The sequence below is a fragment of the Hymenobacter sp. BRD67 genome, from assembly GCF_013256425.1.
In the GTDB taxonomy this organism is placed as follows: Bacteria; Bacteroidota; Bacteroidia; order Cytophagales; family Hymenobacteraceae; genus Hymenobacter.
This window is the reverse complement of sequence record NZ_CP053904.1, coordinates 3,341,602-3,364,835: the sequence shown is the minus strand read 5'-3', so window position 1 is coordinate 3,364,835 and position 23,234 is coordinate 3,341,602. Positions and strand designations below refer to the sequence as shown.

Sequence of the window (23,234 nt, the reverse complement as noted above, 5' to 3'; positions counted from 1 at the left end):
CTGGCAGTTTATCCCTGCTGCACCGCCTTGCTGCGAAGCTTACTTTGTAAAAACTGCCACAGTGGTGGGATGACCGAAAAGAGGATAATTCCATATATCACTAATGTGAAGTTGTTCTTCACCCACGGGATGGAGCCCAAAAAGTAGCCCGCCAGTGTGAGTAACATTACCCAGAGTACCGCACCCACAATACTGTAAGAGGCAAAGTGCTTGTATGTCATAGTGCCCACACCAGCTACAAACGGCGCAAACGTGCGCACGATGGGCACGAATCGCGCCATGATGATTGTCTTGCCGCCGTGTTTGGCATAAAAAGCTTGGGTTTGCTCTAGGTACTTTCGCTTTAAAAAGCGAAAGTCTTCCTGAAATACCTTGGGACCCAGGTAATCGCCAATTGCATAGTTGAGGTTGTCGCCGATGAAAGCCGCTGATATCAGCAGTGGTATCAGGTACAGAATATTGAGCAGCGGGTGGCCAGTTTCGGGGCTGGCCTGGGCCGCTAGGGTGCCCGCTACGAAAAGCAGCGAATCACCAGGCAGAAAAGGAAATACGATAACGCCTGTCTCGGTGAAAATGATTAGAAACAGAATGAGATACGTGAGGTTACCATAGTCGTGTACCACGTTAACCAACGTTTTGTCGAGATGTAAAACCAGGTCGAGAAAATGCTTGAGGAGCTCCATTATAAAAGGCTTGAGCCTACAAAGAAAGCAGACTGGTACGAAGATTGTCGTGCCCAGCCTCAACGCGGACCTTACGGATTGCGTTAAAGCCTTTCCGTTAATTCTACTGTCATGATAGTGTACAAGGGAGGTGACTGGTGGCAGGCACTTCGTCACTTTCATACCTCCGCCGTTATCCGCCATCTCTTAAAGCGAGTAACGCTGGTGGGGTTATACAATGCGGTAATTGCTATATGGGGGTTAGAGTTTCACCACCATATGCTTAATATAAGCCGGGAATATTTCTCTTTTCTGGGAATTTTATTAAGCCTGCTGCTGGTGTTTCGCACCAATACAGCCTACGACCGGTATTACGAAGGGCGCAAGGTGTGGGGGCAGCTCGTGTCGCAGTGCCGGGGCCTGGCCATAGAGTTTAATGCGGTGCTCCCGCGCGATGCTATTGCCAGCCGGCGCTACTTTGCGGCCCTCATCTCCAACTTTCCCTTTGCGCTCAAGGGCTCGCTGCGCAACGATATGAAGTTTGAGCAGATGGAAGCTACGCCCGATATAATGGAGCGGCTGCGTTCGGCCGAGAATGTGGCAGTTACGCTCATATCGGTATTGCAGGAGAGCCTGGAGCAGCTGCGGCAGGTAGAGATTGTCCGGGATATTCACCTGCTCAACTTCAAGCCCCACTTTCTGGGCATGATGTCGGTAAACGGGGTGTGTGAGCGTATCAAGGCGACACCTATTCCGTTTTCCTATACGTTTTTTATTAAGGCTTATATTCTGATTTTTATTGGAGTTATGCCATTTGTGCTGCTCTCGACTTCGGGCTATTTCATGATTCCGATTACCATGTTTGGGGCGTATGCGCTGCTGGGCCTGGAAATGATTGGCGAAGAGATAGAAAACCCTTTCGGACTTGATTCCAACGACCTGCCGCTCACGCAGCTCTCCAACAAGATTCGGGTAGCCGTCCATGATGTGCTGCGGGTAGAGCTTTCGGAGCAGAAGAAGGCGCTGGCTGCCGTGCCATACAGCGTGGTGCATTAAATTAGCTGGCACTTAAGAAATTATTTCTTGAATTTTAGAAGGGTGGCACTTTTCTTGTTTCACGTGTGTATGCACGATTTCATGGGCTTATTCCAAGTTAAAATATAACTTATCAATAGAAGCCTCTTTTTTTGAAAAAGCTTTAAACAGAATGTAACCCTTTGCGTACAAGGCCACACTTGTGGTTTCGACTTCAACCACTTTAGACTTTAGACTCACAATTAACTGCTTTTGTCATGCGAACACTTACCCCTCCTAGCTGCCCGAACTTCGGTTGGCTATCCTGGCAGACTGTATTACCTCTGTTGGCTATTTTTATCGGTCTTGGCTTTGCTCGTAATGCCCAGGCGCAGACCGCCTCTTTTTATGATGATGGTGTAACCCTCTATCAGCAGCAAGCTAGTAGCAATTCGACTAATGCGGTCAGTTATAGCGGTACAGCATTTGATGCTCCCTATGTTAACTATATCCCGCTGGGAACCACATCTTCTACTAACCGCCCCAATCCTAATCTCGGTACTTACGATTTGACAGGTACCAGCCAGTTGGTATTTGGTAGTGGCTCATTGGTCGCTGACCCACCAACGAATAGGGGCAAAGCACTTGGTACGCTAACCGGTGCTCGCATCCGCTACCGCGTTTACCCGTCTGCCACTGCTTCCGGTTCAGAGCCTGCTTACTCTACGCTGACCCTAACGGACCAGGGTGCATTTTCAGCAGGTGGCGAACAGTTCGGTAATACTACTAATGTCAACCTGCTTAGCGGCCTGACAGTAGGTGGTACCTACGTGGTTGACTTTGTTTTTGACGTAGATACTAAGCTTGCTAACGGTAGTACTATTACTACAAGCGACCCAAGCTCTTCCTATCAAGCTAATTTTACCCTGGTTGCGCCTCCGGCTCCTACACTTACTGGTACGTCGGTTTATATATCGCCCAACAACAGTGGTAATATCGTCTACCACGTTACGCCTCCTACTCCTCCGGCTTTTCAGGGCGCTGACCTAGGCACTCCGGCCGGTGGTGGTACTCCGCAGCAGTTTAATGTAAACAATGGTATCCTCATCCTGAATGGTGGCGTAGCTACTACCACGGATGCCGGAGGTAGCACGGTTCAAAACGTTACGCTGTACTATCGGGTATATCAGCAGGGCACTACGCCAACATCTCAATTTAACTATATTAACCTGCCGCTGACCTCAACGAGCACGAGTGTTCAGAACGGCTACACGGTGAATACCCGGACGTTCTCCACAGCTTCGGCGAATATCAACCTCATCAACAATTTGCCCGCTGCGGGGACGTATAACCTGGATGTATATTACCTGGCAAGCGGTAACAATACTTCTACCCCAACGCCCACCACCTTCCAGCTAACGGATAACAATAACGGCAGCTACTACACCGCGCACTTTACGGTAAACGGTACGCCAACTCCCTCAACCATCTGGACGGGCGGTATCAACGACAACTGGTTTGACGCGAGAAACTGGACCAATGGTGTTCCAAACAGCGGAACAAACGCCACGATTGCTAACCTGGGAACGAATAACCCTAACCCATATCCGAACATCTACTCCAATACTACTTATCAGTATGGGGGCGCAACGGTAGATAATAGTAATTCGGGGCCAGCGGAAGCTCGAAACTTGATTATGTCGGGTAACACGCAGTCAGACCGCTCTATTCTTCGTCTACAAGTTGGGCGCCTGAACGTATATGGTGATTTTGACAACCGGTTCTCCAGCTTCATTCAGCGTGAAACTACCATTATTGGTTTCGTTGGTGCCAACCAGTCTATTACTGGTGGCGATTTTCAGCAGGTGGTTATCGACGGTTCGGGTACCAAGTCGTTGACTGGCACTATGAACGTCGCTGTTACGCTGACATTCAACAATGGATTATTGGTAACGGATATTACAAACCCCGGCAGCTCCGTAGTTAACCTGGCTGACCGTAGCGTTGTTAATAATAACAACGGCGCAACATTGGTAGGAGAGCGTGAAGGTTCTTATCTGCGTGGATTTGCTCAAACTACTCGTGCTTCTACTACTTTGGAAGAGCAGTATGAATATGGCTTCATGGGAATGTATATTACCTGGCATGCCGTATCATACACTGCTTCGGATGGAACGTCAAACTCGGGCGGTAACCCTGGTAGCGTACAGGTAACCCGCAACACGGCTGAGGCTTATAATCCGGTTCAGAATACAGCTGGTATCCGCCGTATTTTCGGGGTGCGCCCAGGTAACCCTAACGCTACTACTGGTGGTCTGAATGGCGATATAGTATTCCAGTATCTTACCAGCGAGACCAAGAACTTGGGCTCGGGTGGTAACATCAATATCAACAAGGCCAACTTAGTGCTGTTCATCTCGAAAAACAGCGGTAATACTTTTACGAACCTGGGCCGTACCGCCAATGATACGATTAATAACAAGCTCACTAAGAACGGGGTAACGTCTTTTGCTACCTTCACGCTAGGTGACCAAACTCACCCGCTGCCTGTTCGTCTGGTTGCTTTCGATGCCAAGCGTATCAACAGCAATGCGCTCATCACATGGGCTACTGCTACGGAAACAAATAGCTCGGGCTTTGAAGTACAGGTAGCAACCGATGGCAAGACTTACCGCAAAATTGGCTTTGTAGCCAGCTTCTCGGCCAACAGCGGTCAGTATCAGGCTTACAGCTATACCGATACCGAAGCCAACAAATCGGGCGTACGCTACTATCGCCTGCGTCAGGTAGACTTGGATGGTACGGAGTCGTTCTCTCCGGTACGGGTAGTAAGCTTCTCTTCTGCTGTTGCTGAAGGAGTGGCCGCCCTCAGCATCTATCCGAACCCTTCTACGGGTGGCGACCAAGCTACAGTAGTAGTGCAATCGTCAGTAGCGGGTGCTGGTACTATGCAACTACTCGACATGACGGGTCGTAGCATCTCTACTACTCCTATTACTACGGTTGCTGGTATTACAGAGGTGGCTGTACCGCAAGCCAACTCACTCAGTTCGGGCATCTACATGGTGAAAGTTACCTTCGCTACCGGCGAAGTGAAAACAATTCGCCTGCAGAAGCGCTAGGCTTACCAGCCTGCTGACGAACAAAAAAGGACTGACTCGTAGGAGTCAGTCCTTTTTTGTTCGTCAGCAATAAAGATTGTTGTCTGATACCACTGCTGGCCAAGTAGTAAAGCAAGTATATTGTTAGTGCTGAATTATGAGAAAATTCCAGCGCGGGCTCAACTTTTTTTAAGCCCGTGAGTATATCGCCCCGAAGGCTCTTTCGAGAATAAATTTTTTATCATCCATGTCACTCTCTACTTTTTCAGTTCCAGGTGTTGGCTATTCTTGGGGTAAGCTGCGGCAACTGTTGTTTTTATTAGCTGGTGTATTATGCGCCACTGGTGCCCATGCGCAATACTCTAATGACTTGGGCTTTTTTAACAACTATGTTATCATAAATGGTACTTACTACAAAACAGATGTTGCTAATGCCAGTGATGGTACAAACGCTTCTTTTCCAAGCTCACTAGGCTCGTTTGACCGCACGAGTGGTACTTTAACGCTGGGCGCTCAGCTCAACACGTACGAGCACAACGGCAACGTCGTGGCTAGTCCGGCTCAGTTATTTTATCGGGTGTATCCTACTACCAATGCGGATGGCTCTACCGGGCCTTCTGCTACGTATCGGTTCAACCCGATAAGCATCCCCAAGCCTATCAGACTGGTAGTGACGGCGATACCAACCGTCGCTTTCAGACTCCGGATAATGCTACCGGAGCCAATGCGTCGGGCAACATTCTGAATTTCACCAGCGGTCCTGGAAGCTACACGTTGGAATTATATATTCAAGCGAATGGCAGCAATAATGGTAATTCCTTTGCCATCTACGATTCGCGCAATGGGGCCAACTACAAAACGACGTTTACGGTAACCGGTACTGCCCAAGCGCCACAACCTGGATTGGTGGCCCCAACCCGCAGTGTGCTAACCCGCAGCCCGCCAATTCTGGTGATTGGTTCGAGCCGCTTAACTGGAGCAACGGGGTACCCACCGCCACGACGGATGTGGAAATCCCAAATTATAGTGACCCCTGCACCGTTTATCCTAATATCAACTCTACGGCGGCTACTGGCCCGGCACTGGCTCATAACCTGACTATTGAGGGTAACTCTACTGTTGACCGGGGCCTGGCCCGCCTGGTAACCGGTGAGTTGAGGGTATACGGTGACTTTGTAGACCATGCCAACGGGTTTATTCAACGGGAAACCTCAGTTTTCACGCTTGCTGGTGGCAACCAGGTATTCGCCAGGGAGCCCTACCAGGTATTGCGCGTAGACGGCGGAGGAATAAAAACGGTGAACAACAACGGGGAAAATGTTCAAATTCCTACTGTCATTGAAAAGAGCCTGACGCTGTTAAATGGGATTATCAGCACGGGGCCCCAGACGCTTTCGCTAGCCGATAATTCGGGCGCTACCATCACGGGGGAAAATGATACCAACTACATACTGGGCATCGTGCAAACCTATGAGCGGGCTGCCCCTGGCACTGCGCAAAATTTTAATAATATTGGTATCACACTCACTTTTACTGGTAACGACCCCGGTAACGTGCGGGTCGTGCGCACCACGGGCCAGTCGGTAGTGACGGCTGGTAAGCCGAGCATCAGCCGTACCTTTGGCTTGCAGCCCGACTATCCGACTGGTCTGAGCGCGACGGCGGTATTCCACTACCTCAACCACGAAACCATGAACGTGACGGCCGGCGGCCTGTCGGCGGCGCAGCTTGACAAGAGCAAGCTTACTTTTTATGTGTCTGGCAATGGAGGAGCAGGCTTCATCAATAAAGGCCGCACCAGCACCGATGGCGCAACCGAGGTAACGCTTGCTAACCTGACCCAGTTTGCCACTACTACGCTCGGCGAAGACGACGGAACCCTGCCGGTGCACATGCTCTACTTCACGGCAATTCACGCCGCCGATGGCGCGTTGCTGAACTGGGGTACGGCCAGCGAGCTGAACAATGCCGGCTTTGATGTACAAGTGAGCACAGATGGCGTCAGCTTCAGCACACTTGCTACCATAAAGCCCGCTGCTGCAACCAGTGATGCTCCCTGAATTATAGCTACACGGATAAGGAAGCACAAAGCGGCACCCGGTACTACCGCCTGCGCCAAGTGGACCTCGATGGTGTGGAGTCTTTCACGCCGGTGCGCGTTCTCACCTTCAGCGGCACCAACCAGGCTTCGGCAGTGGCGGCTTCCATCTTCCCTAATCCTTTCCGCGATGGCGACCAGCTCCAAGTGGCTGTGCAGCTTGCCCAGGCCGGCGGCGTCCAGGTACATATGACCGACTTGCTGGGCCGTGAGGTAGCAAATAAGGTTACCACGATGGCCGCGGGCTCGGCGACCATCACAGTACCCCAGCCGCAGAATCTGCCAGCCGGCTTATACGTGGTGCGGGTGACACTGCCCGACGGTAAAATGCAGCAGCTGAAGGTTGAGAAAAAATAGCGCTTCGCCTGAACGCGCTCACTAAAAAAGCCGGCCTCCAGCATTGGAGACCGGCTTTTTTGTCGCAAAAAAACAGACAACTATCTAGTAATCCTATATTACCCGCGCGGCATAGATGTGCCCGGCTTACCCGTTTTGGCTGCCGGTTGAAACATCTGGTCTACACTGTCCATATCGAGAAAATGCGAAAAAGTGTCGCCCCGCAGCCCCAGCCGGATGGTTTCGAGGCTCACTATCTCGTTGGGCGCAATGTTGCCCAGGTTTACGTTGGCTCCGAGTAGCTTTATAAACCATACCTGCTGCGCTTTCTGGGGTGCCTCCCAAATAATGCGCTCCGAAGGAATTTTGGTTAGAATCTCTTCGACCAGACCCGAGCGAACCTCGCCGGTACTGCGAAAAAGGCCTACGTTGCCCCCTTCGCGCGCCTCACCGATTACTTTCACGGCACCAGCCTCCAGCTCGGCCTGCATCTGCGAAATCCATTTGTAGGGCGGAATTATCTTTTCCGCGTCTTTAGAGCCTACTTCGCTGAGCACATTCACCGACTTGCTTAGCTCCCGAATAAACCCACACTTGCGGTCGTGGTCGAGGTCGATGCTCCCGTCCGATACCTCAGCGTACTCCAAGCCAAAGCTGTCAAGCAGGCGGCGATAGTCGTCAAACTGATTGCGGATAATAAAAGCCTCAAACAGAGTGCCACCTAAATAGACCGGAATACCGGATTCGCGGTATATAGCAAGTTTGCGCTTTAGGTTGGGCACTACATAGGAGGTAGCCCAGCCGAGCTTAACAATGTCGGTATATGCTCCGCCTACCTCCAAAAAGTCTTCTACCTCCCGCATACTCAGCCCCTTATCCATCATCATAGTAAAGCCCTGCTCGCGAGGCTTTTGGGTGCGTTCGGGAAGTTGAGAAAGCGAATAGTTCATACTGTGCAAAGCAGGCGCTGGCCGGCCGATAAGAGAGAATAGGAACAAAAAAACCTGCCTGCCACAAGGGCAGGCAGGTACAAAATTAACTCATAATGTAGTTGACAAGCTGCGCCAACTACCCGATAGGGGTGGGCTACTTGCGAAACTGGTCGATAAGCCGCTGCAGAGCGGGCTGCTTTTCCAGCTCCGGGAAATAGTCGAACAGCAGAGTATGCTGCTCATAATTGAGCGTAAGCGCCGTTTCCAATTCCTGGTAAGCTTCGCGCAGGCGGCCGGCCGCGAGCAGATAAGCACAAATCATATAGTGGAAATGCGCTTCGTGCGGATGCAGCTCTACCGCGCGCTGAAGCAGGTCGGTGGCTTCTTCAAAATGACCTTGCTCGTACAGAATAGCGCTCCAGCTTACCCAGCCGGTAGCGTCTTCGGGAGCCACTTCCGTAGCCTTTTCATACGCCTCAAGAGCGCTGACAATATTGCCAACCTGATTCTCGGCGGCCCCAAGCGCCGACCAGTATTCGCCACTTTCGCCGTATAGCTCTACCGCCCTGCGGAAGAAGTGTAACGCTTCGTAGGGGCGCTCCTGCTCCTGCAGTAACACACCCTGGCCAAACCAGGCTTCGTCCATCTCCGGATTAATCTCCAGTGCCTTGCGGTAATACTGACGGGCCAGGTCCCAGCTACGCATCTTTTCGTAGCATTCCCCTATGTTGCAAAGGGCTTCATCGGTAGGCGCACCGGGCGGGTAGCTAAGCTCAAACTCCGCAATAGCGCGCTCGTACTGCTGTTGGCACACAAAGGTGTCGGCCAGCCAGTGGTGCGCATCATGAAAATCGGCTTCGATAACAATGGCATAGTCAAAAGCCGCCGCTGCCTGCTCGTACTTCTCCAGCCGGTAATAATACTGGCCCAGGTTGTACCACGCTACCGCCGAATACGGGTCATCGTCAGTGAAGCGCTGAAAAAACTCCTCATGCTCAGACAGCCGATTACTGGTTTCCAGGCAGTTAAGTAATTCCTGAACGGTGGTTTCGTTGTCGGGCTGCAAGCGCAGGCTGTGCTTATAATGACGGGCTGCGCTCTTGAACTTGTGCCAGCTCTGGTAAGCCAGCCCCAGGTTGAAGTGAATATCCTCGCGGTCGCTGTGGCGCTCAAGAGCCGCCTGGAAATAGCGGATAGCTTCTTCAAAGTCGCCCCGCTGCGTGGCAATAATGCCGCGCGTTACGGCCACATCGGCATTGTCGGGGTCGCGGGTAGCCACGCTGGCAATCTGGCGCTCGGCTTCAGCATAGTCGCCGCGCATAGCCGCAATCTGAGCACGGTCAATCAGCAGTTCAATAGAAAACGGATATTGGCTAAGGGCAGCTTCGCAAGCCTGCTGCGCCTTGTCGAAAGCAGCGGAGGTGACATAGTGGTCGATAATTACTTCAAATTCTTCCAGGTCAAAGAATACTGCCTCATCGTGAGCCAGCATTCGCTCGTAGCGGCGCACGGTTTCCTGAGCAGCTCGTGGGTCGTCAAATGATTCGTTCATGCGCATAATAATCACAACTTATACAGGCTGGCCGGGCCCTTTGCTACCAGCAGGCAGTAGCGATAGTCTATAGTCATTACGACGCAAATCAGCCGCCCTGCTACTCTTATCTTCCAAAAAACTGTGCCAGCCTTTTCGCTAAGTTACAACCGTTGGCCGGGCTGTCCGGTTCGTTTTAAGGGTCTGCGTTAGCCACGCAATGGTTTCGGCCAGCGGCCGAAAAGCGAGACCCGTAGCAAGCTGGGCCTTACGTGCTTCATACACAAGCGGCTGGCGGCCAGCCCGGGCTGTATCACGGGTAATGAGCGGGCGGGCGTTGGTCAGTACAGACCGCGCATGCTCCAGCCTCCAGATAATCTCCGCCGCCCAGTCGGGCACTGCAGTGAGTGGGGGCCGCCGGCCAAATGCCAGGGCCGTCTGGGTTAGGAAGCTGCCCAGTGCGCATGCCCCTCCGCTCAGGATGTAGCGGGCAGGTGGGAGCGTGGGTAACTCCAGGGTAAGGCGTAGCAGATGAGCAACCACATCGCGCACATCTACAAAGTTGAGCTGGCTTTGCGTATAAAAGCGGTGCTCATCGTAGGCGTAGCGCAATAAGCGGGTACTGCTACGATGCCAGTCGCCCGGACCCAGTACCACTGATGGATTAACGATAACGGCCGATAGTCCTTCCGCAATGCCGCGCCATACTTCCAGCTCAGCCAGGTACTTGCTGGTGGCATAGGCCGAGTGGCTGGCGCCCAGGTCCCAGGTTGCCGTTTCATCGAGCAGCAAGGGCGCGCCGGTGGCGGCCCCGGCCGGCGCCTGGCCCAGCGCCGCTACCGACGACACGTAGCCCAGGCGAATCGATTGCCGCCGTAGACAAGCATCCACGATAGCGGCCGTGCCTTCCACGTTTACTCGCAGCAGCTCATCTTCATCCTGAGGCGCATACGAAACCAGGCCAGCGCAGTGCAGTACGTGCGTCACCTCGGGCGTTAGTGCCTCCGCCAGTAGAGTAGTATCAAGAAGGTCGCCCTGTAGCCAGTCGATGCCGGCCGCTATATCATCCGGGGTTTGGCGCCGCGATACAACGCTCTAACGGCCAGCCCACGCTGCCGCAACTCCCGCAACACAAACGTGCCAATAAGACCCGTGCCACCCGTTACAAAAATCATTGCGCCGAAGATAGGAGAGCCTTTGCCCGCTGCCTCATAAGGTATTGTTAAGTAACGGCAACGCCATCAACTTTCTAAAGTAAGCTGATTTTACCGTTTTGGTAGCCAGGGCGGCCGTATGGCGCAGGTGGTGCGTGTCAGTACCCACGAAATCTACCAGGCCCTCGTCAATTAGCTTTTCCGCTACCTGCCGGGCGGCCGGCGAGTAGTAGCCGGCCAATGAGTTGAGATTGAGCTGAAATAAGACGCCGTATTCCTGCCGCAATTTTTTGAGGTCGTCAAAGCGGCCATAAAAATATACGTAGCGTTCAGGGTGCGCCAGTACCGGCCGGTAGCCAGCCGCCTTAAGCTCAAAGATGACGGACTGAAGGTTAAATGGCTCGTTAAGATAAGATGTTTCTATTAATATATATTTGTATTCATTTCCAAAGCTTAATAACTCCGTGCCATCGGCCAGCTTACGGCCCAGCCATTCATCGAGATAATACTCGGCTGCGCATTCCAGCTCCACATCACCCAGGTCGGCCTCAGCGGCGGCGGCTTGCAGCGTTGTCAGTGCCGCCCGAATCTCAGTAGGGGTGTTCTTATAGAAGTCGCCCATGATGTGAGGCGTCATTACCAACTTGCGAAAGCCTAGCGTCCGCAATTCGCGCAGCAGTTCCAGGCTATGGGCCAGCGTTTCAGCCCCGTCATCGAGTCCGGGCAGGAGGTGCGAATGCATATCAACCCTGAGCGCCGCCAGTGGCAGCCCCGAGGATAGGCGCCGGCCGGCACTATTGGTGCTTCGCCTCCAAAAAGCCGCTGCCAGAAACCTGCCATAGTTACCTGTCTAATCTAGCTGAAAAGGCCTTTAAGACGCTGGCGCCAGGTTTTTCTCTGTGTGGGCTCTTCGTAGTAGCCCATGCCGTAGGTACCGTAGCCGTAGCCGTAGCCATACCCGTAGCCGTACCCATAGCCATAGCTGCCCTGTGCTTTGGCGTCGTTAAGAATCGTGCACATGCGCGTAAACTGATTGTTGCGCATCAACCGGTTGAGGTTTTTGAGAAATGACTTGCGTGAATAGTTGGCCCGAACGATGTAGATAGGTACGTCGGCCTTGCGCATGATGAGGATGCCATCTGTCACCAGGCCTACGGGCGGCGTATCAATCATGATAACATCGTACGTCAGGTACAACTCTTCCAGCATCTGGTCGAAGCGCGGATTCAGAATGAGCTCCGATGGATTGGGCGGCGTGGGCCCCGCCGAGATGAAATCTAGCGCTGAGATGTCGGTGTGCTGAATACACTCAGCAACCGTGTGGCGGTCGATAAGAATAGTGCTGATGCCGCGTACGTTTTCGGCTCCAAACGCCAGGTTTACCTTGGGTTTGCGCATATCAAGGTCGAGCACTATTACCCGCTGCCCCGACTGGGCAATAATGCCCGCAAGGTTGACTGTTACGAACGTTTTGCCTTCGCCCGAAATTGTCGAAGTTACCGAAATCAACCGTTTCTTGGTAGAGGGGCTGATAAAATCCAGGTTAGTTCGAATAGAGCGAATGGCTTCCGATACCGAGGATTTGGGGTTCTTATCTACTACTAACCGCGATACATCCAGTCGCTCTTTCTCATAAGTAGGAATTACGCCTAACACCGAGGCTTTGGTACTATGCTCTAGCTCACTCACGCTCGTAACAGTGTTGTGCATCAGGTAGCGGACGGCAATCAGGCCTAGGCCCAGCACCAGCCCACCTACGAGACCAATAACATAGATAAGAAGGCGTACCGGCGAAATCGGGATGTCGGGTGCCGAAGCTGGAGAAAGAATTTGAAAATCTGCTGTCGTACCGGCATTTTTAATATTGTACTCCACCTTCTTTTCCAGCAGCATCTGGTAGCTATTGCCATACAGCTCCAGGGGGCGCTTGAGTCTTTCCAGCTCTGTTTCTTTGCCGGGCAGCGATTGCAAGGCACCCCCAAGTTGTGACTGCTGCTTATCCAGCAGCGCCATTTCTGTTTGCAGCTGCTTGCGGGCCTGAGCAAGCTGCCGGTTTAGGGTATTGGTGGCAAACTTCACCTGGGCCCGTATCTGAGCCAGGGCCTCCGTTTTATCGGTGTACGAACGCTCAACGCGCCGCAGGTTTTGCTGAAGTGAATTAAGTTCAGTAAGCTGTTGGGCGAGCGAGGGGTTATCAAGTACCTCCAGCTCAGGAATAGACTGCGTTACGGGTATATCATCGCTAGGCGTTAAGCGTTCCTGAGTGGCCAGCTGAGCAACTTCCGTCAGTACGGTAATCTTTTGTTGCAGCTTCAGACGAGTAGTCTGAATATCCTCAAGCTTGGAGGTGATATCTCCCAATTCGCTTTTGGCATCATACGTGCCGTTGCGCTGGACAAAATTCTTAAGATTATCCTCGGCCTTGGCCAAGTTTCTGCCGTTCTCTTCAAGCTGCTGATCCAAATAGGCAAGAGCCTTTTCGGTAGATTCCTGCTTGCGTGCCAGCTTGGCGTCGCGATAAACTGTGTCAAGCGCGTTTACCAGCCGTTGGGCTTTAACGCGGTTATTATCTAAAAAGGAAATCTGAATTGTATTCGCGTTTGCATTCAGAATTTCAGCTGTCAGATTCTGGTCCAAATAGGCATTAATGGTATTATCATCAAGAATAGTAAAGTGGTAATTGGCCTCAGTAGATGTGCCAGTGGCACTGCCTGATGGAAGTAAGCGCAGGCGCATGCCTGGTAGTTGCACGTACTGCCCCAATTCATAATTTCCGGCCAGGGTTTCATTGCTTTTCAGAGAAACCTGCAGGTGATAGTGCTTGGCATCCAGGTACTCGACACTGAACTTATGGTTATAATAAACCGGGTCGCTGATGCTATATTCTACCTGAAAAGGGCTGGTTCCGAATAGCTCCGTTTCGAGAACTGTGCCTTGAGTGTAATAATTAATATCGAGCGGAACAGTTTGCTTAAGCCGCTTATAAGTAAGCCCCGATTTAATAAGCTCGACCTCGCCCGCAAGCTGCGCGGCCTGCTTGTTATCAACTCCAGCAGCATTCATTGCTAGGCCCAAGCCTAAGGCGTTAGCATCACTACGCTCGTCTATTTTTAATATAGAGGTTGCTTTATAAATAGGCTTGGTATAGCGTAAATAAAGCCAGGAACCCGTGAAACCTAAAATAAGTAGTATAATTACCCATGGCAAGCTTCGGCGGGCTACTAAAACCAGCGTATTCAGGTCAAAGCTGCCTGCTCCGTCAATATCCTCATCAGGCGAAGAAAGGATAGTAGGCAGCCCTGCTTCTGGCCCCGATGAAGCTCGTCGGATTAGCTCTTCCAACTCTGCGTTTTCGCTTAATGCCATAATTTGAGATTATTAATTTAAAAAATAGTTTATTAAACTATTTTTTCGCTAAAACGGCAAAAGTGAAAATAAAGCTTATAGTTGAAAAGACTGTTCCAAGCAGGCCCAACGCCGGGCCAGCATCAATTATGGCATCCGTAAAGGGGCGGCGCAACGGCTGAATATAAATAATATCGTTAGGCTCAATCTGTAAGTTGCCCCGGCGCATACCTTCTAGGGTGCTAAGGTCAACAAACTGCACTTGTGGGTTTTTCAAGTCTCCTCTAATGATGCGAATATTGTTTATGCGCCCTCCATTACGGTTGAAGCTGCTACTAGTAATACCTGAACTGCTAGCATTATTGCTTCCGTCTGCGCCACCAGCTAGAGCTAACACTTCCAGTAGATTCATATTATCATTAGTGAGAGGAATAACCAGTCCACCGGGCGAGCCCAGTATAATAACACGATTATTCGTAACGGCAGTTTTGACGAAAGGCTCCTTATAGTATTCGCTATAACGTACTTTAAGTAAGCTGTCTGCTTGTATTAAACTCAGCCCGCGTACCTGTACCCGGTCTACGAGCGGAAGTCGGACGGTGCCATCGGCTTGGACGGTAAACTGAGTAGCTCCAGGAATACTACTCGCTCCTTGGCCTGTACTGCGCTGGCCAGGGCTGGTAAATGACGTACTTGGAGTTGGAGTAGTACCAATACTAGGCGCTCCAAAACGTAACTCCCCGTTCGGGTCAATTAGTTTCTCTCCTTTGTTGGTGTAAACCTGAACGTTGAGAATATCGTTGCTATGAATACGGTAATTACGGTCGGTTCGGTTAACGGCTCGCCGTAGCTTCGCCGTATCAACAACCCCATCGCTTCCTCTCGTAAGCTGAAACATGGTGCGCTGGTTGTAGTAGCGGGTTGTTACGCACGAAGAAAGCATGCCGAATATCGGTAGTGCTAAGAGCAGCAGCCGACGAAGCGGCCCAGACGAAAGCGAGGATATGAAAGCCAAAAGAGAGCCGATTCAACAAAGCCAGGCTAGCGAAAGATGCTGACCGCAGGCTTCTACAAGTAAAAAATGTCCCAAAAGTAACCTATTTACGCTGGGCTTTCAAAAATCCGGTCTTGCCGTCTCATAATAGCCCCTGGCAGGCAACAGCCTCAGAATCGTATTTTTGTAGGCACGAACCCCTAGGCGGGGTTCTACACACTTCTCCCCCCTCACCCACCCCACTTTAACGTATCCTTATGGAAGCTACCGTAGCGACCGAAAACCAGGCCATGATTGCACAGATGGTGCGTGATTTTGGTCTCCAACACATCAAGCCCAACATGATGCGCTGGGATAATACGCAGGAATTTCCCCGCGACCTGTTTCGCCAGCTTGGTGAGCTCGGGCTGATGGGTGTGCTGGTGCCCCACCAATATGGCGGCTCCGGCTTTGGCTACCAGGAATATGTGACAGCTATTGCCGAGCTTTCCAAAATTGATGGTAGCATTGGTCTGAGTATGGCGGCTCATAACTCGCTCTGTACCGGGCACATTTTGCAGCACGCTTCTGAAGAGCAGAAGCAGAAGTACCTGCCGCGACTAGCTTCGGGTGAGTGGCTGGGTGCCTGGGGCCTGACCGAGCCTAACACCGGCTCTGATGCAGGCAATATGCGCACCACCGCCACGCTCGATGCCAGCGGGGAGTATTATGTACTGAACGGCGCCAAAAACTTTATTACCCACGGCAAAAGCGGCGACGTGGCCGTGGTTATTGCCCGTACCGGCGAGGTCGGCGACTCGCATGGCATGACGGCTTTTATCGTGGAGCGCGGCACGCCGGGGTTTGAGGGTGGCCGCAAAGAAGATAAGCTGGGAATGAGGGCTTCCGAAACCACGGAAATGATTTTTACCGATTGCCGGGTGCCCGTAGAAAACGTCATCGGTAAGGTAGGGGATGGTTTTGTCCAAAGCCTCAAGGTGCTCGACGGTGGGCGCATCAGCATCGCGGCGCTAAGCCTGGGAATTGCGCAGGGGGCTTACGAAGCTGCTCTGCAATACAGCAAGGAACGCCAGCAGTTCAACCAGCCCATTAGCAACTTCCAGGGTATTGCCTTTAAGCTGGCTGATATGGCGACCGAGATTGAAGCAGCCAGCCTGCTAACCTACCGTGCCGCCGCTATGAAAGACCGTGGCGAAAACGTGAACCTCGAATCGGCAATGGCTAAGCTCTACGCCTCGGAGGTAAGCGTGCGGGTTGCCAACGAGGGCGTTCAAATCTTTGGCGGCTATGGATACACTAAAGACTATCCGGCCGAAAAGTATTACCGCGACGCTAAGCTCTGCACAATAGGGGAGGGTACGAGCGAAATACAAAAGCTCGTCATTGCCCGTGCTTTGCTGAAATAAATGTCAGGAATTATGCGGATTCAAACCGGTTTCGCAGCTTTTATGGGTAGTCGCCCGTCATGCTGGTAACGGATTGAGGGCGAATCATCCGCAAAATCCGGCAAACGGGTTTGAATCCGCGTAATCCCTGAGTATCTTTGCGGCCCGATTTACTCGGCTTCCCGTAGCGAAAGCATTCTCACTCCCCGATATGATTATCGTTCAAATCAAAGACAACGAAACCGTTGACCGCGCCCTGAAGCGCTTCAAGAAGAAATTCGAGCGCACTGGCGTGTTGAAAGAGCTGCGTCGCCGCACGTTCTTCCAGAAGCCGAGCATCACCAAGCGCAAGCTGAAGCAGAAAGCAGTATACAAGCTGGCTACCTACGGCGGCGAAAACGAGTAATCGTTTTATTGCGCTCTGGCGGCTGTAAAAGCCCGCCCAATTACCCTTGGTAATTGGGCGGGCTTTTAGCGTTGCGGGTTTGGGAAAAACACAGCCGGGCACTACTTTGCAGCCCCGGCCGTTGGCCAAAGCTTTGGTCTGATTTAAAGATGGATGAATTTCTGGATTTTTTGCGGTACGAGAAGCGCTTCAGCACGCATACCATTACTTCATACCAAACTGACCTGACGCAGTTTAGCGCGTATATACAGGCTGAGTATGAGCTAGCCGACCCTGCTCAGGCTACTCATCCGCTTATCCGGGGCTGGGTAGTAAGCCTGATGGACCAGGACCTCGACCCGCGTACTGTAAACCGAAAAGTGGCTTGCCTGCGCTCATTCTACAAGTTTTTATTGCGCGGGCACCGCATCGAAGCCAACCCTATGCTGCGTATCAAGGCCCCTAAAATGGCCAATAAGCTGCCCGAATTCGTGCCCGAAGAATCGCTCAACCGGCTGCTCAATTCCTTTGAGTTTGAGGAGAGCTTTGCCGGCGCCCGCGACCAGCTGGTGCTGGAAACGCTGTACGGAACGGGTATTCGCCTTTCAGAGCTGTTGGGAATTACCGATAACGACTTGGATATCAGTGCGCGCACTGTGCGCGTAACCGGCAAGGGCAACAAGCAGCGGGTAGTGCCTCTAAACCCATCGCTGCTGCTGGTGCTGGAAAAGTACCGTACATACCGGAGTACTGAATTTGGCGCTATCGCGCCGGGCAGCGCTTTTCTGCGCACTGATAAGGGCGAGCCGCTGTACGAGAAGCTGGTGTACCGCACGGTGAAAAAATACCTTAGTCAGGCCTCTACCTCGGCAGCCCACCAGCATCCGCACGCATTGCGCCATGCGTTTGCCACGCACCTGCTGGGTAAGGGAGCCGACCTCAATTCTATCAAAGAATTGCTGGGACATGCAAGCCTGGCGGCTACGCAAGTGTACACCCACTTGTCCGTAGACCGCCTAAAATCCGTATTTGAACAAGCCCACCCAAGGGCCTGAGTTCAGTTTGGAATGAAGCAGGAGAAACAAATGATTATAAGTAGTTGCTGCTCAGCTTACGGCTGGATAGCAGGCGGCTCTTAGTCCTTTGGTATTAGGCTTTGTTCTCGATTTCCTATCCACCCAATTCCCCTTTGCCCATGAAAGTGCAAATGCAATCGGTGCATTTCGATGCCGACAAAACCCTGCTCGACTTCATTCAGCAGCGCCTCAACAAGCTGGAACATTTTTACGACCGTGTAACGGATGGCGAAGTTATTCTGCGCCTCAACAACAAGGATGGAGTGGCCAACAAAACCGTTGAAATCAAGCTGATGGTACCCGGTAGTACTCTGTTCAGCCAGGAGGATGCAGCATCCTTCGAAGCGGCTACCGATGCTGCGGTGGAAGCTCTGAAGCGGCAGATTACCCGGTATAAAGAAAAATCGCTAAGCCATTAGTTTTTTTTATATATAGCAAAAATCCCCTGTGGTCAACGGCCGCAGGGGATTTTTGCTAGAAGGATAGTCAGCTAGAGACTAAACGCGGTCTTGATACGGTCCACGTAGTCCAGCTTTTCCCAGGTAAAGGTTTCGAAGGTTTTTTCCTCGCCGTCCTTCATTTTAACGGTGATGGTACCGGGTTGGCGACCCATATGGCCGTAGGCGGCTGTAGCGCCGAAAATAGGATTCCGCAGCCCCAGCCGTTCCACAATGGCGTAAGGCCGTAGGTCAAACAGTTCGTTTACCTTATCCGAAATCTCCCCATCGGTGAGTTTGTGGCCAGCAGCGTTGGTTGCCTTGGTAGTGCCCGAGGTAGTGACGTACAAGCCCACTGGCTTGGCTACGCCAATGGCGTAGGCAACCTGCACCAACGCCTGGTCGGCCACCCCAGCAGCTACGAGATTTTTGGCAATGTGGCGGGCAGCGTAGGCGGCCGAGCGGTCTACCTTGCTCGAGTCTTTGCCGGAGAAGGCGCCTCCGCCGTGCGCGCCCTTGCCGCCGTAGGTATCGACAATAATCTTGCGGCCCGTGAGGCCCGAGTCGCCATGCGGCCCACCGATAACGAACTTGCCGGTAGGGTTGATGTGGTGCTTTATATCAGCAGTGAACAGTGCCTGCACTTCGGCGCTTAGCTTGGCTTTCACGCGCGGAATGAGAATAGCGATAATATCCTGCTTAATGCGGGCCAGCATCTTCTCTTCTGAGGCATCGAAGTCGTCGTGCTGGGTACTGATAACAATAGTATCGATGGCTACCGGGCGGTGGTCATCAGAATACCGGATAGTCACCTGGCTTTTGGCGTCGGGGCGCAGGTAAGTCATTTCCTGGCCGGCCTTGCGGATAGCGGCCAGCTCTTCGAGCAGGGCGTGCGAAAGGTCCAGGGCCAGGGGCATATAGTTGGCCGTTTCGTTCGTAGCGTAGCCAAACATCATGCCCTGGTCGCCGGCACCCTGCTCTTCCGGAGCCTGACGCACCACTCCCTGGTTGATATCGGGCGACTGCTCGTGCAGCGCCGACAGGATGCCGCAGCTCTCGGCTTCAAACTTATACTCAGCCTTGGTATAGCCGATGCGACGGATGACGTTACGGGCAATGCTCTGAACATCTACGTAGGCCGATGATTTTACTTCGCCGGCAATAACGACCAGGCCGGTAGTTACCATCGTTTCGCAGGCAACTTTAGCGGCCGGGTCCTGGCGCAGGAAGTCGTCCAGGATGGCATCCGAAATTTGGTCGGCAACTTTATCGGGGTGGCCTTCCGAAACCGATTCGGAAGTGAACAGATAGGGCATGGCAAAGGATTAATCAAACAAAAATGCTGCCTGTGGCAGCGCGTATCGCCTGGGGCAGCAGGCTGCAAAACTACTCACTAAATTCTTGGCTGAACTCACGTTGCGGCTAGTCGGCAGCCCGGCCGGATACTTATAGCTTAGCGCAGATGAGCACGACCAGCCGGCCACGCAGGTCGGTAGTAGCAAACAGGTACTGGTCGCCGCCCTCCCGAATACCCGTGCGCCGCCGAAAATCGGCTACCGACTCCGGAAAATTGCGGGTTGTAACGTGTGCCCGGCCTTCGGGACCAAGGTGCGCTTTCAGGGTGGGACCATCAGCTTTCTCCATAGCCAGAATGCGGAACGTTCGCCCCGGAAAATCGGCCCGCAGTTCCTGGCTGGTATACAAGTGGCTGTGTTGATGGAGCTTGAGTAGCTCAAACGCAGTGCCGATACTTTTGAAGGCTCCGGCTTTCAGAATGGCAGCATTGGGCTCGTACAGATACTGCTGGGCCTCGGCATAGCGCGGTACGGCGCGTGCTTCGCGTGCCCGGTTAACGCGAAATTCCTGCTGGCAGCCATCACGCCGTAGGTTCACAGCCAGGCGCTCGGGTCGATGGCCGGCTCGGCACCCAGCTCGTAGAGCACCTCCTTTACTTCGTTTTCCACGGCCAGCACCCACAGGCGACGCACGTGGCGCAGCTCCTCAATCGCCAGCTCAATATCAAGCATGGGCGAAGTCTTAAGCAGAATACGCGGCGCGTGCCGCAGCAACAGCGGCAACAAGCGCGGCACATCGGGCTCACAGTCGGCCAGCCGAAACAGTTTGCCGCCGCGCTGGTCGCGCCGGGCCGGGTCGAGATACAGCCAGTCGAATTGCTGGTTGGCAGCCTTCAGAAAGCTGGCGGCATCCGCCGCATGCGTCGTTACGTTGCCGATGCGTAGCTGCGCGAGGTTGTAGGCTACTATCTCCGCCAGCCGGGGGTCGCGCTCCACATAGTCTACCTGGTCAACTACCTCCGCGAAGTGTGCCGAATCGGCCCCGAAGCCGCCCGTGAGGTCAGCGAGCCGGCTGGCTCCTGCTACCAGGCTGGCTTTGTAAGTAGCCGTCCGTTCCGACGAAGCCTGCTCTACCGACAGCGCCGGGGGGAAAATCAATTCTTGGTTATCAGCCCAGGCGGGCAGTTTCACGCGAGCCTTCTGACGGGCCTGAATCTGACGTACCAAATCAGGCACGGGCAGATGGGGGTAGCGACGGGCCTGGAGAGCAAGGTGGGCCGGGTCGTCGTAAAGGTGAGCAGCCACATACTTGCGAGCTGCCTCGGGCAAAGGAAACGTCATTGTGCAGCCACTAACGCAAAAACCGGCCAACAGGTGCAATGCCCATCGGCCGGTTTGCTTGGTTCAGGAGTCAACAAGTAAGTAAAAGACGGTTATTCTGACCGTTACATCTGCCAGCGTAGCGCCAGCAGCGGTTGGCCAGCCGGAGCTGTCAGTACGCCGATGCTGGCTGGCCGCAGGCGAGGCCACACGGTGCCATGCTTACCGGATAAGTCAGAATTGTAGTCGTCTATTGATTGTTTGATATACTCGTTAGTATGGTGATTGATGAATATTGTGGCCAGCAGGCTTACTACCGCCACGCCGGCTGCTGCCTGCTGCGTACTATTGAAATAAACCGGGTCGCCGTGGCTGAACACCTGTGAGCCATACAAACCCAGGCTGCCAACCAGCACGGCCTTGTCAACCAGGTAAAGGGTTTTCTGGCGCTTATACTTGTCCAACTCGCGCAGGGCCTGGGTATTGCCGGCCAGATAGGGGCGTAGCCGTTGACCAAAAAAACCGGCACTCTGGTAGTCTTCCCCGGTTTTGCCAGGAGCCAGAAAATAAAATTTCTGCTGATGTCCGTACTGCCCGCGCTCCTCATCTTCGGGTAAAAGCCGGATGGTAGCAGGGTTGGCTTGCTGCGCCAGTGCGGCCCGGCCCGCCAGGCTAAGGCCTACGGCCAGGCACGAAACTGTGAGCCAGCGTGCTACGCTGCCCGAATAACGAATAGAAGTGGTCATAGCCAGCAAAGATATGGCAGATACTTACGGCCAGCGCATCCTAACAAAAGCGTATCTTTGCGGTTGGAATCCACGACCTTTCATTTACTGACTATCATGGTAGAGACCAAGCCTACAACCTACGTTCCGTATAAAGTAAAAGACCTGAGCCTGGCCGAATGGGGGCGCAAGGAGATTCGCTTGGCCGAAGCCGAGATGCCCGGCCTGATGTCGTTGCGCGCGGAGTTTGGCCCCAGCCAGCCGCTGAAAGGTGCTCGCATTGCGGGCTGCCTGCACATGACCATCCAAACCGCTGTGCTCATCGAGACGCTCATGGCCCTGGGGCTGACGTTACCTGGTCGTCGTGCAATATATTTTCGACGCAGGACCATGCGGCGGCGGCTGTCGCGGCGGCCGGCATTCCGGTGTATGCCTGGAAGGGCATGAGCGAGGAAGAATTTAACTGGTGCATCGAGCAGACACTGTTTTTCGGAGAAGAGCGTCAGCCGCTTAATATGATTCTCGACGATGGCGGCGACCTCACCAACATGGTGCTCAACCAGTTCCCGGAGCTGGCTGCCGGTATCAGAGGGGTGAGCGAAGAAACCACGACCGGCGTGCTGCGTCTCATCGAGCGCGTAAAAAATGGCTCGCTGCCTTTCCCGGCCTTTAACGTGAACGACTCGGTAACGAAGTCGAAGTTTGATAACAAGTACGGCTGCAAAGAGTCGGCCGTAGATGCCATTCGCCGGGCTACCGACGTGATGATGGCGGGCAAAGTGGCCGTAGTTGCCGGCTACGGCGATGTAGGAAAAGGCACTGCGGCCTCGCTGCGTGGTGCCGGTGCCCGCGTTATCGTCACCGAGATAGACCCCATCTGCGCGCTGCAAGCCGCCATGGATAGCTACGAGGTAAAGAAGATGGAGAACGCTATTCCGCGGGCTGATATCGTCATTACTACTACGGGCAACTGTGATATTATCCGGGAGGAGCACTTCCGCGCCCTCAAGGACAAGGCTATCGTCTGCAACATCGGTCACTTCGACGATGAAATCGACATGGCGTGGCTGAACAAAAACTATGGCCACACCAAAGACACTGTAAAGCCCCAGGTGGATATTTATAACATCGACGGCAAAGAGGTTATCATTCTGGCCGAAGGCCGCCTGGTAAACCTGGGCTGCGCCACGGGGCACCCATCGTTCGTGATGTCGAACTCGTTCACCAACCAGACTCTGGCTCAGCTGGAGCTGTGGAAGAACGCCAGCCACTACGAAAACCAGGTATATACCCTGCCCAAGCACCTGGATGAGAAAGTAGCCCGCCTGCATCTCGCCAAAATAGGCGTAGAGCTGGACGAGTTGACGCCTAAGCAGGCCGACTACATCAAAGTACCAGTGGAAGGCCCGTTCAAATCGGACCTGTACCGCTACTAATACATAGT

At 53.2% G+C, this 23,234-nt stretch carries 21 protein-coding genes and 1 pseudogene; 10 read left to right on the top strand and 12 right to left on the bottom strand.

Annotated features, from left to right (window positions below):
• Positions 1-8: 8 nt before the first annotated feature.
• A complete protein-coding gene (locus tag GKZ67_RS15715; protein WP_173244089.1) occupies positions 9-683 on the bottom strand; it encodes a DedA family protein in 675 nt (224 codons plus the stop codon).
• A gap of 111 nt (positions 684-794) precedes the next feature.
• Here GKZ67_RS15715 and GKZ67_RS15710 point away from each other — a divergent pair, with 111 nt between their 5' ends.
• The 5 genes from GKZ67_RS15710 (at position 795) to GKZ67_RS15690 (ending at position 7,232) form a co-directional block, all read left to right on the top strand.
• Complete coding sequence (locus GKZ67_RS15710; protein WP_151086117.1) at positions 795-1,718, top strand: bestrophin family protein; 924 nt, start codon at positions 795-797, stop codon at positions 1,716-1,718.
• Positions 1,719-2,023: 305 nt separating this feature from the next.
• Positions 2,024-4,798 carry a T9SS type A sorting domain-containing protein gene (locus tag GKZ67_RS15705; protein ID WP_173244086.1) on the top strand — a complete coding sequence of 925 codons (2,775 nt, stop codon included), beginning with the start codon at positions 2,024-2,026 and terminating at the stop codon, positions 4,796-4,798.
• Positions 4,799-5,024: 226 nt separating this feature from the next.
• Positions 5,025-5,522, top strand: a complete 498-nt coding sequence (locus GKZ67_RS15700) for a hypothetical protein (protein ID WP_173244084.1) — start codon at positions 5,025-5,027, stop codon at positions 5,520-5,522.
• Between the two features lie 262 nt (positions 5,523-5,784).
• Complete coding sequence (locus GKZ67_RS15695; RefSeq protein ID WP_173244082.1) at positions 5,785-6,837, top strand: hypothetical protein; 1,053 nt, start codon at positions 5,785-5,787, stop codon at positions 6,835-6,837.
• Between the two features lie 59 nt (positions 6,838-6,896).
• Positions 6,897-7,232: a T9SS type A sorting domain-containing protein gene (locus tag GKZ67_RS15690; protein ID WP_173244078.1), complete on the top strand. Its 336-nt coding sequence runs from the start codon at positions 6,897-6,899 to the stop codon at positions 7,230-7,232.
• Between the two features lie 98 nt (positions 7,233-7,330).
• Here the strand turns inward: GKZ67_RS15690 and GKZ67_RS15685 are convergent, their stop codons facing one another.
• The 7 genes from GKZ67_RS15685 to GKZ67_RS15660 form a co-directional block, all read right to left on the bottom strand.
• Positions 7,331-8,161 carry a phosphosulfolactate synthase gene (locus GKZ67_RS15685; RefSeq protein WP_173244075.1) on the bottom strand — a complete coding sequence of 277 codons (831 nt, stop codon included), beginning with the start codon at positions 8,159-8,161 and terminating at the stop codon, positions 7,331-7,333.
• A gap of 136 nt (positions 8,162-8,297) precedes the next feature.
• Positions 8,298-9,695 (bottom strand): tetratricopeptide repeat protein, encoded by a 1,398-nt coding sequence (locus GKZ67_RS15680; RefSeq protein ID WP_173244072.1) that lies wholly within the window; start codon positions 9,693-9,695, stop codon positions 8,298-8,300.
• Positions 9,696-9,833: 138 nt separating this feature from the next.
• Positions 9,834-10,724, bottom strand: a complete 891-nt coding sequence (locus GKZ67_RS15675; protein ID WP_410505081.1) for an NAD-dependent epimerase/dehydratase family protein — start codon at positions 10,722-10,724, stop codon at positions 9,834-9,836.
• Between the two features lie 8 nt (positions 10,725-10,732).
• Entirely contained in the window at positions 10,733-10,849 is a 117-nt protein-coding gene (locus tag GKZ67_RS25285; RefSeq protein WP_410505024.1) for an NAD-dependent epimerase/dehydratase family protein, read from the bottom strand.
• 34 nt (positions 10,850-10,883) lie between these two features.
• The gene (locus tag GKZ67_RS15670; RefSeq protein ID WP_173244069.1) at positions 10,884-11,570 is read right to left on the bottom strand and encodes a tyrosine-protein phosphatase; all 687 of its coding nucleotides are present in this window, start codon (positions 11,568-11,570) and stop codon (positions 10,884-10,886) included.
• Between the two features lie 113 nt (positions 11,571-11,683).
• A complete protein-coding gene (locus GKZ67_RS15665; protein ID WP_173244066.1) occupies positions 11,684-13,891 on the bottom strand; it encodes a polysaccharide biosynthesis tyrosine autokinase in 2,208 nt (735 codons plus the stop codon).
• A 340-nt stretch (positions 13,892-14,231) separates the two neighbouring features.
• Positions 14,232-15,071, bottom strand: a complete 840-nt coding sequence (locus tag GKZ67_RS15660; protein ID WP_173244063.1) for a polysaccharide biosynthesis/export family protein — start codon at positions 15,069-15,071, stop codon at positions 14,232-14,234.
• Positions 15,072-15,424: 353 nt separating this feature from the next.
• Here GKZ67_RS15660 and GKZ67_RS15655 point away from each other — a divergent pair, with 353 nt between their 5' ends.
• The 4 genes from GKZ67_RS15655 (at position 15,425) to hpf (ending at position 18,432) form a co-directional block, all read left to right on the top strand.
• Positions 15,425-16,573, top strand: a complete 1,149-nt coding sequence (locus GKZ67_RS15655; RefSeq protein WP_173244060.1) for an acyl-CoA dehydrogenase family protein — start codon at positions 15,425-15,427, stop codon at positions 16,571-16,573.
• Positions 16,574-16,763: 190 nt separating this feature from the next.
• Positions 16,764-16,958 carry a 30S ribosomal protein S21 gene (gene rpsU, locus GKZ67_RS15650; protein ID WP_151086098.1) on the top strand — a complete coding sequence of 65 codons (195 nt, stop codon included), beginning with the start codon at positions 16,764-16,766 and terminating at the stop codon, positions 16,956-16,958.
• Between the two features lie 149 nt (positions 16,959-17,107).
• Positions 17,108-17,992: a tyrosine-type recombinase/integrase gene (locus GKZ67_RS15645; protein ID WP_173244057.1), complete on the top strand. Its 885-nt coding sequence runs from the start codon at positions 17,108-17,110 to the stop codon at positions 17,990-17,992.
• Between the two features lie 140 nt (positions 17,993-18,132).
• Positions 18,133-18,432 (top strand): ribosome hibernation-promoting factor, HPF/YfiA family, encoded by a 300-nt coding sequence (gene hpf, locus GKZ67_RS15640; protein ID WP_151086094.1) that lies wholly within the window; start codon positions 18,133-18,135, stop codon positions 18,430-18,432.
• A gap of 71 nt (positions 18,433-18,503) precedes the next feature.
• Here hpf and metK read toward each other — a convergent pair whose 3' ends face one another.
• The 4 genes from metK to GKZ67_RS15625 form a co-directional block, all read right to left on the bottom strand.
• The gene (gene metK, locus GKZ67_RS15635; protein ID WP_173244054.1) at positions 18,504-19,766 is read right to left on the bottom strand and encodes a methionine adenosyltransferase; all 1,263 of its coding nucleotides are present in this window, start codon (positions 19,764-19,766) and stop codon (positions 18,504-18,506) included.
• A gap of 130 nt (positions 19,767-19,896) precedes the next feature.
• The gene (locus GKZ67_RS23770) at positions 19,897-20,343 is read right to left on the bottom strand and encodes a THUMP-like domain-containing protein (protein ID WP_254244869.1); all 447 of its coding nucleotides are present in this window, start codon (positions 20,341-20,343) and stop codon (positions 19,897-19,899) included.
• Positions 20,340-21,086: a class I SAM-dependent methyltransferase gene (locus GKZ67_RS23765; protein ID WP_254244868.1), complete on the bottom strand. Its 747-nt coding sequence runs from the start codon at positions 21,084-21,086 to the stop codon at positions 20,340-20,342. Before GKZ67_RS23765 ends, GKZ67_RS23770 begins: the two co-directional genes overlap by 4 nt.
• A gap of 104 nt (positions 21,087-21,190) precedes the next feature.
• A complete protein-coding gene (locus GKZ67_RS15625; RefSeq protein WP_173244051.1) occupies positions 21,191-21,811 on the bottom strand; it encodes a hypothetical protein in 621 nt (206 codons plus the stop codon).
• Between the two features lie 96 nt (positions 21,812-21,907).
• On the opposite strand from GKZ67_RS15625, the pseudogene ahcY reads away from it, so the two are divergent.
• Positions 21,908-23,226, top strand: a pseudogene (gene ahcY, locus GKZ67_RS15620) (adenosylhomocysteinase).
• Positions 23,227-23,234 lie beyond the last annotated feature (8 nt).

Bases quoted from the DNA above. Each gene is read 5' to 3' on its own strand.
- GKZ67_RS15655 (WP_173244060.1), top strand. From the start codon at position 15,425: ATGGAAGCTACCGTAGCGACCGAAAACCAGGCCATGATTGCACAGATG.
- GKZ67_RS15665 (WP_173244066.1), bottom strand. From the start codon at position 13,891: ATGAATGCTGCTGGAGTTGATAACAAGCAGGCCGCGCAGCTTGCGGGC.
- hpf (WP_151086094.1), top strand. From the start codon at position 18,133: ATGAAAGTGCAAATGCAATCGGTGCATTTCGATGCCGACAAAACCCTG.
- GKZ67_RS25285 (WP_410505024.1), bottom strand. From the start codon at position 10,849: ATGATTTTTGTAACGGGTGGCACGGGTCTTATTGGCACGTTTGTGTTG.
- GKZ67_RS15670 (WP_173244069.1), bottom strand. From the start codon at position 11,570: ATGCATTCGCACCTCCTGCCCGGACTCGATGACGGGGCTGAAACGCTG.
- GKZ67_RS23765 (WP_254244868.1), bottom strand. From the start codon at position 21,086: ATGACGTTTCCTTTGCCCGAGGCAGCTCGCAAGTATGTGGCTGCTCAC.
- GKZ67_RS15685 (WP_173244075.1), bottom strand. From the start codon at position 8,161: ATGAACTATTCGCTTTCTCAACTTCCCGAACGCACCCAAAAGCCTCGC.
- rpsU (WP_151086098.1), top strand. From the start codon at position 16,764: ATGATTATCGTTCAAATCAAAGACAACGAAACCGTTGACCGCGCCCTG.
- GKZ67_RS15710 (WP_151086117.1), top strand. From the start codon at position 795: ATGATAGTGTACAAGGGAGGTGACTGGTGGCAGGCACTTCGTCACTTT.
- GKZ67_RS15715 (WP_173244089.1), bottom strand. From the start codon at position 683: ATGGAGCTCCTCAAGCATTTTCTCGACCTGGTTTTACATCTCGACAAA.
- GKZ67_RS15700 (WP_173244084.1), top strand. From the start codon at position 5,025: ATGTCACTCTCTACTTTTTCAGTTCCAGGTGTTGGCTATTCTTGGGGT.
- GKZ67_RS15625 (WP_173244051.1), bottom strand. From the start codon at position 21,811: ATGACCACTTCTATTCGTTATTCGGGCAGCGTAGCACGCTGGCTCACA.
- metK (WP_173244054.1), bottom strand. From the start codon at position 19,766: ATGCCCTATCTGTTCACTTCCGAATCGGTTTCGGAAGGCCACCCCGAT.
- GKZ67_RS15680 (WP_173244072.1), bottom strand. From the start codon at position 9,695: ATGAACGAATCATTTGACGACCCACGAGCTGCTCAGGAAACCGTGCGC.
- GKZ67_RS15660 (WP_173244063.1), bottom strand. From the start codon at position 15,071: ATGTTTCAGCTTACGAGAGGAAGCGATGGGGTTGTTGATACGGCGAAG.
- GKZ67_RS15645 (WP_173244057.1), top strand. From the start codon at position 17,108: ATGGATGAATTTCTGGATTTTTTGCGGTACGAGAAGCGCTTCAGCACG.